This is a genomic window from Cedecea sp., assembly GCF_036500665.1.
GTDB lineage: Bacteria > Pseudomonadota > Gammaproteobacteria > Enterobacterales > Enterobacteriaceae > Cedecea.
In genome coordinates this window covers 68,326-79,833 of the sequence record NZ_DASYBS010000009.1, presented here as the reverse complement: position 1 = coordinate 79,833, position 11,508 = coordinate 68,326, and the positions used below count along the sequence as shown (strand labels likewise).

The following is an 11,508-nucleotide window of genomic DNA, read 5'->3' as shown; positions in this document are numbered from 1 at the left end:
ATTTATCCTTGGCTCTGCGGCTTAAACGCGGTTACGTGAATATAGCGGCCGAGACTGATAAACGGCTCCTGCCTGCAATAACGCGTCTCCAGCGTCAGCAAATCGTCAAAACCATCTCGTTGTTTGTGTTTATCTCGCAGGTAATCATGGAACACCCGCACGCCGGTTTTACCGGTAATTTGCCAGCCAATTTGCTCCAGCCAGTGGTAAACCTGTTCTGGCTGCAGCGGATTGTCGGGCGAAAGGGTTTTGCGCTTATTTTTTTTCATGCCCTGCAGCACATATTCGAAGTTCCCGACAAACATGTTTCGCATTAGCAGGCCGTTTGCATTGTAGAACATTAGCGACAACGTGCCGCCGGGACGCAAACAATCCCACAGCGCTTTCAGTACGGTATGAGGATCGGTTACCCATTCCAGTACCGCATGAAACAATATCAGATCAACCGGGCTTTCCAAATGCTGAGCCATATCCTGAGCGGCAGATTGTACAAAATGCATGTTATCGCTCACACCTTTCTCCTGTGCGAGCGTTTTAGCACGTGCAATCATCTCTGCTGAAACATCGCAAAGCACAACGTCGTGGCCTCGCTCAGCAAATCGTGTCGCCGTTTGCCCTTCACCACCACCGGCATCCAGTACCCTTAATGTTGCGGGTTGGGTAGCAAGAAAAGCATCAAGATCCTGCCAGAGAATTGCCTGCCGCAATTGGCCTTTCGTCGTGCCGTAGATATTGTGCGAAAACTTCTCGGCAATATCGTCAAAATTGCGGTCAACCATGGGTACAGCTCCGTGACAAAAGAGGTCATCTGACAAAACCGCTATTTTGGCACAGCCGGGGCGAGAATGAACCCATCTGGTGTAATATCACAGGCGTTTCCCTGCTGGATGGTTAAAAAGGATCCGAAATTAATGCTTTTCATACTGAAAAAAATCATCGGCGGGCTGCTGCTGCCTCTGCCTTTCCTGCTATTAACCATGGGCGTGGCCCTGGCACTGCTGTGGTTTACCCGCTGGCAGAAAACGGCTAAAGGGTTGCTCACCGCAAGCTGGCTGTTACTCTTCCTGATCAGTTTGCAGCCCATCGCAGACTGGATGTTAAAGCCTATAGAAGATACCTATGCCACTCGCCAACAGAGCGACAATGCGAGCTATATCGTTGTCCTGGGCGGCAGCTATACCTGGAACCCCGGCTGGGCGCCCAGCTCCAACCTGATTAACAACAGTTTACCGCGACTCACCGAAGCGATTCGTCTGAAACAGCTAAATCCGGGGGCAAAACTTATCTTTACCGGAGCCAGGGCGATGACAAATTCCGTCAGCACGGCAGAGGCAGGAGCTCGGGTTGCGGAAAGTCTGGGGATTTCCAGAAGTGACATTATCACCCTGGATTCACCAAAAGACACCGAAGAGGAAGCGCACGCCGTGGCAAAGCTGATAGGTCAGCAGCCGTTTATCCTGGTCACGTCCGCGTCTCACCTGCCACGGGCGATGATCTTCTTCACACGAGCCGGGCTACGGCCTCTCCCTGCACCGGCTAACCAGCTGGCGATAACCTCTCCGCTAAATCCGTGGGAGAAGGCTATCCCCGACCCGGTATGGCTGATGCACAGCGAGCGCGCGGGCTATGAAACGCTGGGGCGTATCTGGCAATGGCTAAAAGGCGCCTCAGGAGAGCCAGGGAAGTAGCGACTTCGAGGCATTATCAAAGACCGGTCGGTTCAGGCGGCCGGTTTGCAACAGCTGAGCCACCTCATCCCACAATACGTACAGCCAGCGCCGCCAGAGGAAAGACTCGGCTACCGGCGCCCGCTGCAGATAGTGCCACAACAGACTTTCGGCCTGGCCTGGCTCGGCAAGGCGGAACAGCTCGTACTCTCGTGGCGCCCATAACATCACGCCGGGGTTTACCATCGCCAGTAGCTGATCGCTACGGGAATCCTTAAGCATGCTGCGGAGGGATAAATTACCGTGGATCAGCACGCAGTTATCGCTGAAATCTTCGAACATACGGGGCAGACATTCACGAGTCCGGAACAGAATGCGCTTGTCCTGCATCGTTAACCCTGTGTTCTGGTACTGATTAAGCGTGCTCCAGAGTACCTCTACCCGTTGGCGATACCAGTGTGGCCAGATGTTTTCCTGAGTGCTGTCGACGTTGCCCACACAGCCGCTGCTATCAACGCGATGCCAGGCCAGCAATCCTTCAACAATTTGGTCTTTTAGCTGCTCCCAGCGGTCGGGTGTGCGGGTTGGCGCTTCGCCGGGAACACCGCGCAGGCGCTCCATCAGCAAGACATCCGGGCCAGGACGCTCTTCGTGCGTGAGCACGCCGTAGACCACCGGCATTCTTACGGTGCCGGAACGCGCCAGCATCGACATTTTCCACGCCAGCTGAGTGGCCAGCCCCGGTGAGGTATAGCTTTTTGCCAGCAGCGGCATGGCATTGCCACCGCTGTCGTACAATGACCAAAGCGCAGTTTCCACATGCTCGCTAATGCACTCAATGCGGCTCAGTTTCTCACCCAGCAGGTGGCTTAGCTCCTTACGCAGCAATTCCATACCGATTTCCCCTGGTAATACTGTTGATTTAATAATGAGCGCACCAGGCGAAGTTGTCACCACTCCAGATCAATTGGGTTTCAGAAAAAGAAATCCCCTCACCAAATCAATAAACAATCACAAAAACACACACATATTATAGGCCATTAGCTCATACCACCTTATAGTTACCCCTCCTGAAGGAGATCCAGTTTAGTTTAGCGTCAATGCGGAAGCGCCGTTCCTACTCCGACGCCTTAATCATGGGATGATTTATGAACAAAGAAAAAAACAAGAATACGCGCCGCTGGCGCGGGTTGTGGATATTGCTTGCAGGGGCCCTGCTGGGTGCGTTTTTGCTGGCAGGCACGGCAACGGTGATGCATAAAACCAGTGACACAGAATTCTGCATCTCTTGCCACGCAATGCAGCAGCCGCTGGCTGAATATCAGGGCAGCATCCATTTCCAGAACGCCAAAGGCATCCGCGCTGAATGCGCCGACTGCCATGTCCCTCACCAACCGCTTGACTACCTGAAAACCAAAGTCATGGCGTTAAAAGATGTGTGGGGGGAAGCGACCGGCAAAATCGATACGCCAGAGAAATACGAATCCCACAAGCTGGCCATGGCACAAAGCGTCTGGGAGACGCTGAAAAAGAGTGATTCAGCGACCTGCCGCTCGTGTCACAGTTTTGAAGCAATGGACGTTCTGGCCCAACGCACAGAGGCTCGTCAGCAGCACCCTGTGGCAATTAAAAATGGGGAAACCTGCATCGATTGCCACAAAGGCGTGGCACATATCCTGCCTGACATGAGCGAGCTGGCCGCAAGCGGCGCAAGTGAACTTGCCAACGCCGCCGCAAATACCCCCGGAAACGCCACCACGCTCTACTCTACTGCCACCCAGCCCTTCTGGTTGAGCATGGACAGCAAACAGCATAATGCCGGTAATCTGATGCCCTCGACAAAACTCAGCGTCGTCAGCCGGGAAGGTGAAATGGTCGAAGCCGAGGTCAGCGGATGGCAGCAGGATGGCGTGAGCGAGGTTTTCTACGCTGCAGCAGGGAAACGCATCCTGAGCGTACTGCTGGGCGAAGAAGCACAAAGCAAGATCAAAACCTTGAGCAGCAAAACGGATCCCGGAACAGGTCTTGTCTGGAGCAAAGTTGTGCTACGCGTCTGGCTCCCCAGGCAACAGCTTATCGATAAACCAGAACCTATCTGGCATTACGCCGCAGAGATGATGTCAGCCAATTGCACGGGTTGCCATGGCCTGACCGCGCTGGATCGCTTTAACGCGAACCAGTGGATTGGCGTAGTAAAAGGAATGGCACCGCGTACTTCACTGACGCAGGAACAATTACGGGTCCTGACCCAGTACGTACAGCAGCATGCCAGTGATATGCCGTCAGATGCAGCGGCAGCTCAGTAAGGAGTCATACCATGAAAGATAAAGAAACGATGACCAATGCTTCAGGGCCGATAAGCCGCCGCCGCTTTCTAACCGGCGCCGTCGCGCTGGCAAGCTTACCGCTCCTTTCCGCAATTTGGCCCAGAACCGCGCTGGCACAAGCTATCAGCGAAGCCTTACCGCAGTTCACTGCACTACGCCAGGCGCAGCAGGGCATCCTTACCGGCGCTCACTGGGGGGCTTTCGAAGCTATCGTACAAGAGGGACGTATGGTCAGCGTGAAACCGGTACAGGACGATCCTTTCCCCAACGAATTGATTAACATGGTGCCGCACCAGGTCCATGCGCCAAACCGTATTAAATACCCAATGGTGCGCAAAGGCTGGCTTGAAGGCGGACCGCTAAACGGCAAGCCCGAGCTGCGCGGGCAAGATGAATGGGTGCAGGTAAGCTGGGATAAAGCCTTAACGCTCGTCAGCGAGCAAATTGCCCGGCTGCAAAAGGAACACGGTCCACAATCTATTTACGGAGGGTCTTACGGCTGGAAGAGTGTTGGTATTTTGCATAATAGCCGTACCCTGCTCCATCGCCTGCTGAATTTGAGCGGTGGATTTGTCAACTACGCCGGAGATTACTCAACGGGTGCAGCACAGGTCATTATGTCCCACGTCGTGGGCTCGATGGAGGTCTACGAACAGCAAACCACCTGGCCTAACGTTATCGAGAATACCGAGCTTGTCATACTTTGGGGATGTAACCCTTCGGTTACGCTAAAAAACAGCTGGAACATCCCCGATCATGAAGGTCAGTCAGGTTTTGCAGCGCTAAAGCAAAAAGGCACCCGTATTATCAGCGTCGACCCGGTGAACAGTGATTCAACACGCGAGCTGAATGCCCAGTGGATCGCCCCTCGCCCCTATACCGATAGCGCAATGATTATCGGGCTGGCCCATACTCTTTTGGCAGAAAAGTTACACGATCCCGATTTTTTAAAAACCTATACCGTCGGCTTCGATAAGTTCGCCGACTACCTGAAGGGTAACGAAGACGGTGTGGTGAAAGATGCAAGCTGGGCTGCGGCTATATGCGGAATAGAGGCAGAGGCAATACGCACTCTGGCTCGCGACATGGCAAAACACAGAACCCTGATCATGGGCGGCTGGGGTATCCAGCGCCAGCACCATGGCGAACAGCCTCACTGGCTGCTGGTCACTCTGGCCGCCATGCTGGGCCAGATTGGCCTGCCCGGCGGCGGATTTGGGTTCAGTTATCATTATTCATCCGGCGGGAGCCCCACCGCTCGCGGCGGTATTTTGGCCGGGATTTCTGCCGGGAGTGCACCAAAGAACGGCCCGGCATCTATCCCGGTGGCGCGTATCGCTGACTGTCTGGCAAACCCCGGCAAAACCATTAATTTTAACGGCAGCAAAGTCACCTACCCGGATGTGAAGATGGTCTACGTGGCCGGCGGCAATACCTTCCACCAGCACCAGGATACGAATAACCTGATCAAGGCCTGGCAGCGTCCGGAAACCATCGTGGTGAACGAGCCCTACTGGACCGCCACTGCCAAATACGCCGATATCGTGCTACCGGCCACAACCAGCTACGAACGAAACGATCTCGAAATGGGTGGGGATTATTCGCAGCTGTATGTTTTCCCGATGCATCAGTGCGTCCCGCCGCAGCACGAAGCACGTAACGACTATGATATTTTCGCCGGCCTGGCAGAAAAACTCGGTGTACTGGAAGGGTATAGCGAAGGCAAGGATGAGATGCAGTGGCTTAAGGGGATGTATGACAATATGAAAGAGCAGGCTCGTAACGCTCGCGTTGCCCTACCGCCATTCGATATGTTCTGGGCATCAAACAACTACATCCGTTTCCCGATCCCGAAAGAAAATAAACAATGGATTCGTTTCGCAGATTTCCGCGAGAACCCTCTGCTTAATCCGCTGGGCACGCCATCCGGTAAGATTGAAATCTATTCAGATGCCGTCGCAAAAATGGATTACGCCGACTGTCGCGGACTCCCTGGCTGGCTTCCTCCTCAGGAGTGGTATCAAAGCCCGCTGGCGGATAAATACCCCTTGTCGCTCAATACGGCCCATCCGATTAACCGACTGCACTCCCAGCTGGATAATACTCCGCTGCGGGAGAAATACGCCGTCGCGGATCGAGAGGCTATCTGGATCCATCCTGAAGATGCTAACGCCAGAAAAATCACCGACGGCGACCTGGTTCGTGCCTTTAACGATCGCGGGCAAATTATGGTGGGTGCAGTGGTAACAGAGAGGGTGCGTCCGGGTGTGGTTCGTATCAGCGAAGGGGCATGGTTCGACCCTGCCGACCCTGCCGTTCCGGGATCGATCTGTAAGAATGGGAATGTAAACTGCCTGACCTTCGATATTGGTTCCTCCAGTCTGGCGCAGGGTAACTGTGGCCAAATGGCACAGCTGGATATTGAGAAATATCATGGCCCTGCCTTAGTAAATACCGCTCATGCGGTACCGGTAGGTGCCTAAAAAAATGGCTGCCTCTTGCGGGGCAGCCATTGTTTCCCATAAAAGGGGTTAACGCATCGCCAGGCGAACACGCTCCAAATCTTCCGGCGTATCCACGCCAATGCTCGGGATCGCTTTTGCGACGGCTACGTGAATTTTTTCCCCGTTCCACAGCACACGCAGCTGCTCGAGCATTTCGATTTGCTCGAGCTGGCTTGGCTCCCAGCTGACATAGCGGCGGATAAAACCGGCGCGGTAGCCATAAATGCCGATGTGACGCAGAAAGGTATCGCCAATTTGTTCGCGGGATGCGGCGAAACGTTCACGATCCCACGGAATAGTGGCGCGTGAGAAATACAGCGCATAGCCCTGCGCATCCATCACCACTTTAACCGCGTTTGGGTTAAAGGCTTCTTCCGCCGATTCGATGGGCACCGCCAGAGTCGCCATGCCGGCTTTGCTGTTAGCGACGTTACTGGCAACCTGCTGGATAATAATCGGCGGGATCATCGGCTCATCGCCCTGCACGTTCACAATAACCGTGTCATCGCTGAAACCGCATTTCTCAATAACTTCTGCCAGGCGTTCGGTGCCGGACTGGTGATCGGGGCTGGTCATGCAAACCTCTCCACCTGCCGCTTCGACGACGTGAGCAACATCAGGGTGATCGGTTGCGACAATAATACGTTCAGCGCCTGACTCACGGGCACGATCCAGCACATGCAGGACCATTGCTTTACCGTTGATTTCTTTTAAAGGTTTACCCGGCAAACGCGTCGACGCATAACGTGCGGGAATAATGGCGACAAAACTCATGGGTTGGTCTCGTCTGAAGTCAGCGTACGGGCTTCACTTTCCAGCAGAACCGGAATACCGTCGCGCAACGGGAAGGCCAGGCCGTCAGGCTTACAGATAAGCTCTTGCTTTTCCTGGTTATAGTAGAGCTTGCCGTTACAGACCGGGCAGGCAATGATTTCAAGTAAACGACTTTCCATAATTACTCCAGATGAGTGCCATCAACGGCACCAGAATAGCATAAATGACTAGCTCGCCGGGGCCATTTCCCAGCCTGTTCCCCAGGTTTCTCTCAGTTCTTCCGGCAATGTGCCAAAGGAAATATGCGTAGCCGATTGCCAAAGAGCAAACTCCGTGAGTGCATTGTGCAAGCCTTCCAGCAACGAACCCGTCACCTTAAGGCCCTCCTCCAGGTAGAGGCTTATCACCTCAAGCTCTCCCTGCTTGCGGTGCATTTTTGCGTCCATTCTGCCAACCAATGCACCTTTATGCAGCAGCGGTAAAACAAAATAGCCGTAGCGGCGCTTTTCCGCCGGCGTGTAGCATTCGAGGCGGTAGGAAAAGTTAAACAAAACCTCGGCTCTGCGACGATCCCAAACGACCGGATCAAACGGCGAGAGTACCGCGCTGTGGGTAGCCCTAAGCTGATTTTGCTGCGCCTTTTCAAGCAGCGGCAGTAGCGAATGATGCACCAGCATCTCTCCCAGTTTATCAACCTTGACGCGAACAACATTGCCCGATAACAGCCAGGCTTCAATCAGGGGTTTTAATGCCAGGTTTTTCAGCCGGTAGTAATCCGCCAGCCATTCAGGGCGAAAGATCCCCAGGCTGCGGGCGCTGTTTTCCAGCATCTGCCGCTCAGCCTCAAACTGCTCAATAAGGTGCAGCGTATCATCCCAGTGCGGCATAACCCGATGGGTTAAATCGTAAACGCGCTGGAAGTTTCGCCGCTCGGTAACCATAACCTTCCCGGCGGTAAACAACCCTTCGAGGTGTTTTTTCTGTGGCTTCCATTCCCACCAGCCACTTGCGCCTTTACGCGGATGCTCAAAGTCGGCGGAGCGTACCGGGCCGTTCTCTTCGATATAAGCGAGCAACTGTCTGATATCTTCCGCATGCGCATTCATCCACTCCGGGCGGTATTTCCATCCCATGTTTTCAGGGCTCAGCATTCGGTGGCGAATAAGAGAGAAGTCTTTCTTCGGCAGGAAACAGGCTTCATGGGCCCAGTATTCAATTAGCTCACCGCTAGCCAACGCACCGTCCAGCCAGCCAGGCTCAAACTGCCCAAGGCGGCTGAACAACACCAGATACGGGCTGCGGGCAACGATATTGATGGTGTCAATCTGGAGCAGCGACATGCGGGAGATAGCGTCGGCAACGTCCGAGGGACGCGCACGGCGGCGAGGTTTTTGTAGCAGCCCCTGGGCTGCAAGGTGCAGATTCCGGGCAGCGCGTAGCGAAAGTTGCACAACGGTCATGGCACACCTGTAATTAACGAACAAATAACCGGTGCCGCCAGAGCTAACGCACCAGACCCAGTAACTCCTTAAGCAGCGTTTCAGCCAGTGGCGAAGCGAGCTGCGCATCCACCGGCAGATACCACCAGTTTGTATGCCCCTCTGCAAACGCACGGCATTTCACCGCATCTTTTTCCGTCATCAGTACCGTTTGCTCAGAGTCGGAGATATTCAGCATATCCAGCTCGGTAATCGCCTGATGATCGGCAAGCGCAACGGTTTCCATCGGTGTGATGCCGCACTGCTCGAGCGTGGCAAAAAAGCGCGGCGGATGGCCAATACCGGCCATTGCGACAACGTTGGTAAAATCCGTCACCGGGCGGCGCTCGCCGCTGAGTAAGTTAACCGCAAGCCCTGGCTCAAGACGCATTGCAATTTCACCGACCTGAGGTTCACCGCCGTTAACGATAACCGCATCCACGCTGCGCAGACGCCCTGCTCTCTCGCGCATAGGGCCTGCGGGTAACCACCAGCCGTTACCGAAACGACGCACGCCATCGACAACAACGATTTCTTTATCGCGTGCCAGAGCATAATGCTGCAGGCCATCGTCGGTGATGATAATTTGTGGAGCCGTTGCCTGTATCAGGGCTTTAACGGCATCACTGCGTTTGGGCGCGACGGCGACAGGCGCACCAGTACGCTGAAAGATCAGTACAGGCTCATCTCCAGCTTCAGAAGGCGTGGTTTGCGCATTAAGCAACAGAGGATAAGAGGCCGCTTTTCCGCCATAGCCGCGAGAGACTACACCAACGCGAACACCGCGCTGCTGCAGTTGCTCAACAAGCCAGATAACCACCGGCGTTTTTCCGTTGCCGCCAGCCGTCAGGTTCCCAACCACAACGACAGGCACCGGAGCGCGCCAGGCGGTGCGCAAGCCTAAGTGATAAGACAGACGAATAGCGCCGCTGACCAGGCCATATAGCCAGGAAAGCGGCAGCAGCAGCAGGTAGAGAGGTGATTTTCCCGACCAGATACGCGCTATCATTCGCCGAATTGCATCTTATGCAGCTGGGCGTAAACCCCGCGATGAGCCAGCAGCTCCTGGTGAGGACCACGCTCAACGATGCGGCCATCTTCCACCACCACGATTTCGTCAGCCTGCTCGATAGTCGACAGACGGTGGGCGATAACCAGCGAGGTGCGGTTTTTCTGCAGTTCATCCAGAGCGGCCTGAATAGCGCGTTCTGATTCGGTATCGAGCGCAGAAGTCGCCTCATCGAGGATCAGAATCGGGCTATCGCGCAGCAGCGCGCGAGCAATAGCGATACGCTGACGCTGGCCGCCGGAGAGCAGCACACCGTTTTCACCGATCATCGTATCAAGGCCGTCATCCATCTTGCTGATGAAGTCCATGGCGTAGGCCATACGTGCGGCTTTTTCGATATCTTCGCGAGAATACTGCTCGGTACGAGCGTAGGCGATATTGTTGGCAATGGTGTCGTTGAACAAGTGAACATTCTGGGAGACCAGCGCAACCTGGTTACGCAGCGAGGCAAGGGTATAGTCGCGAATATCCTGGCCATCAACCAGAATCTCGCCCTTTTCCTGCTCGTAAAAACGTGTGATCAGGCTGGCGATGGTCGATTTACCGGAACCTGAGCGTCCGACCAGAGCAACGGTCTTACCGGCTGGAATGGTCAGATTGATGTCGCGCAGCGCAGGAACATCACGCCCCGGATAAGTAAAGGTGACATTACGGAATTCAACATCGCCTTTAGAACGCTCAATGACCTGTTTGCCGCTGTCTTTTTCCTGCTCGGAATCGAGAATAGAGAACAGCGTCTGGCAGGCGGCCATCCCACGCTGGAACTGAGCGTTAACGTTGGTCAGCGACTTCAGCGGGCGCATCAGCGCGATCATGGAAGAGAAGACAACCGTAATCGTCCCCGCGGTGAGCGTTTCCATTACGCTTGGGAAACTTGCGGCATACAGCACGAAGGCCAACGCAAAGGAGGCAATTAGCTGAATAATAGGGTCAGAAATAGAGGACGCAGAAACCAGTTTCATCCCCTGGTTACGCATGCGGTTGCTAACCTTGTCGAAGCGATCGGTTTCCACCTGCTGGCCGCCGAAGATGAGCACTTCTTTATGCCCCTTGAGCATCTGCTCAGCGCTGGTTGTCACCTGCCCCATGGTGTTCTGCATATTTTTACTGATATTGCGGAAGCGCTTAGAAACAAAGCGAATCGCAAATGAGACGATGGGGGCCAGCACAATCAAAATAACCGACAGCTGCCAGCTGTACCAGAACATCAACACAAACAGGCCGATGATAGAGGCGCCTTCACGCACCACGGTTATCAACGCGCTTGAGGATGAAGAAGCAACCTGCTCAGAATCGTAGGTAATACGTGAAAGCAGCGTACCCGTTGACTGCTGATCGAAGAAAGCGACCGGCATTCCCATCATGTGGCTGAACAGGCGACGACGCATGTTCATTACCACCATCCCTGACACCCATGAAATACAGTAGCTGGAGACATAGCTTGTGATGCCGCGCAGTACCATCAGGGCAATAACGGCCAGTGGCATCCACAACAGCACCGACGAGTCCGTTTTCCCAAAACCATCATCCAGTAATGGTTTCAGCAGCGAAAGCATGTAGGTATCGCTCGCAGCATTGAGGATTAACGCTATCCCAGCCACAATCAGACCCGTTCTAAATGGGGAAATCATCGGCCAGAGCCGGCGGAAAGTCTGCCACGTGGAGAGATCTTTATCGTTCTGCATTAAG

10 protein-coding genes are annotated in these 11,508 nt (G+C 54.4%); 3 read left to right on the top strand and 7 right to left on the bottom strand.

Going from position 1 to position 11,508, the window contains the following annotated elements; all coding sequences use genetic code 11:
* Window positions 1-2: 2 nt before the first annotated feature.
* Window positions 3-779: a tRNA uridine 5-oxyacetic acid(34) methyltransferase CmoM gene (cmoM, locus tag VGM55_RS01235; protein ID WP_154184985.1), complete on the bottom strand. Its 777-nt coding sequence runs from the start codon at window positions 777-779 to the stop codon at window positions 3-5.
* A 132-nt stretch (window positions 780-911) separates the two neighbouring features.
* Between cmoM and elyC the strand changes: the two genes are divergently transcribed.
* Window positions 912-1,688, top strand: a complete 777-nt coding sequence (gene elyC / locus VGM55_RS01230) for an envelope biogenesis factor ElyC (RefSeq protein WP_154184986.1) — start codon at window positions 912-914, stop codon at window positions 1,686-1,688.
* Here elyC and VGM55_RS01225 read toward each other — a convergent pair.
* Window positions 1,668-2,561 carry a YcbJ family phosphotransferase gene (locus tag VGM55_RS01225; RefSeq protein WP_154184987.1) on the bottom strand — a complete coding sequence of 298 codons (894 nt, stop codon included), beginning with the start codon at window positions 2,559-2,561 and terminating at the stop codon, window positions 1,668-1,670. The genes elyC and VGM55_RS01225 overlap by 21 nt on opposite strands.
* Before the next feature lie 254 nt (window positions 2,562-2,815).
* Here VGM55_RS01225 and VGM55_RS01220 point away from each other — a divergent pair, with 254 nt between their 5' ends.
* Both VGM55_RS01220 and torA read left to right on the top strand, forming a co-directional pair.
* On the top strand, window positions 2,816-3,973 hold the full coding sequence (locus VGM55_RS01220; protein WP_331634334.1) for a NapC/NirT family cytochrome c: 1,158 nt from the start codon (window positions 2,816-2,818) through the stop codon (window positions 3,971-3,973).
* An 11-nt stretch (window positions 3,974-3,984) separates the two neighbouring features.
* Entirely contained in the window at window positions 3,985-6,477 is a 2,493-nt protein-coding gene (torA, locus tag VGM55_RS01215) for a trimethylamine-N-oxide reductase TorA (RefSeq protein WP_331634333.1), read from the top strand.
* 48 nt (window positions 6,478-6,525) lie between these two features.
* On the opposite strand, the gene kdsB is transcribed toward torA, so the two are convergent.
* From kdsB to msbA, 5 genes are read right to left on the bottom strand one after another with little or no spacing between them, the layout of a single operon-like run.
* Window positions 6,526-7,272, bottom strand: a complete 747-nt coding sequence (kdsB, locus tag VGM55_RS01210) for a 3-deoxy-manno-octulosonate cytidylyltransferase (protein WP_331634332.1) — start codon at window positions 7,270-7,272, stop codon at window positions 6,526-6,528.
* On the bottom strand, window positions 7,269-7,451 hold the full coding sequence (ycaR, locus tag VGM55_RS01205) for a protein YcaR (RefSeq protein ID WP_039291513.1): 183 nt from the start codon (window positions 7,449-7,451) through the stop codon (window positions 7,269-7,271). Before ycaR ends, kdsB begins: the two co-directional genes overlap by 4 nt.
* Window positions 7,452-7,499: 48 nt before the next feature.
* Entirely contained in the window at window positions 7,500-8,732 is a 1,233-nt protein-coding gene (locus VGM55_RS01200; protein ID WP_154184991.1) for a winged helix-turn-helix domain-containing protein, read from the bottom strand.
* A gap of 43 nt (window positions 8,733-8,775) precedes the next feature.
* Window positions 8,776-9,759 carry a tetraacyldisaccharide 4'-kinase gene (gene lpxK, locus VGM55_RS01195; RefSeq protein WP_154184992.1) on the bottom strand — a complete coding sequence of 328 codons (984 nt, stop codon included), beginning with the start codon at window positions 9,757-9,759 and terminating at the stop codon, window positions 8,776-8,778.
* Window positions 9,756-11,504 carry a lipid A ABC transporter ATP-binding protein/permease MsbA gene (gene msbA / locus VGM55_RS01190; RefSeq protein WP_154184993.1) on the bottom strand — a complete coding sequence of 583 codons (1,749 nt, stop codon included), beginning with the start codon at window positions 11,502-11,504 and terminating at the stop codon, window positions 9,756-9,758. The genes lpxK and msbA overlap by 4 nt, the downstream gene beginning before the upstream one ends.
* Window positions 11,505-11,508: the final 4 nt, after the last annotated feature.

What these genes read in the sequence shown, in the direction of transcription:
- cmoM (WP_154184985.1), bottom strand. Translation starts at nt 779, where the DNA reads ATGGTTGACCGCAATTTTGACGATATTGCCGAGAAGTTTTCGCACAAT.
- elyC (WP_154184986.1), top strand. Translation starts at nt 912, where the DNA reads ATGCTTTTCATACTGAAAAAAATCATCGGCGGGCTGCTGCTGCCTCTG.
- VGM55_RS01225 (WP_154184987.1), bottom strand. Translation starts at nt 2,561, where the DNA reads ATGGAATTGCTGCGTAAGGAGCTAAGCCACCTGCTGGGTGAGAAACTG.
- VGM55_RS01220 (WP_331634334.1), top strand. Translation starts at nt 2,816, where the DNA reads ATGAACAAAGAAAAAAACAAGAATACGCGCCGCTGGCGCGGGTTGTGG.
- torA (WP_331634333.1), top strand. Translation starts at nt 3,985, where the DNA reads ATGAAAGATAAAGAAACGATGACCAATGCTTCAGGGCCGATAAGCCGC.
- kdsB (WP_331634332.1), bottom strand. Translation starts at nt 7,272, where the DNA reads ATGAGTTTTGTCGCCATTATTCCCGCACGTTATGCGTCGACGCGTTTG.
- ycaR (WP_039291513.1), bottom strand. Translation starts at nt 7,451, where the DNA reads ATGGAAAGTCGTTTACTTGAAATCATTGCCTGCCCGGTCTGTAACGGC.
- VGM55_RS01200 (WP_154184991.1), bottom strand. Translation starts at nt 8,732, where the DNA reads ATGACCGTTGTGCAACTTTCGCTACGCGCTGCCCGGAATCTGCACCTT.
- lpxK (WP_154184992.1), bottom strand. Translation starts at nt 9,759, where the DNA reads ATGATAGCGCGTATCTGGTCGGGAAAATCACCTCTCTACCTGCTGCTG.
- msbA (WP_154184993.1), bottom strand. Translation starts at nt 11,504, where the DNA reads ATGCAGAACGATAAAGATCTCTCCACGTGGCAGACTTTCCGCCGGCTC.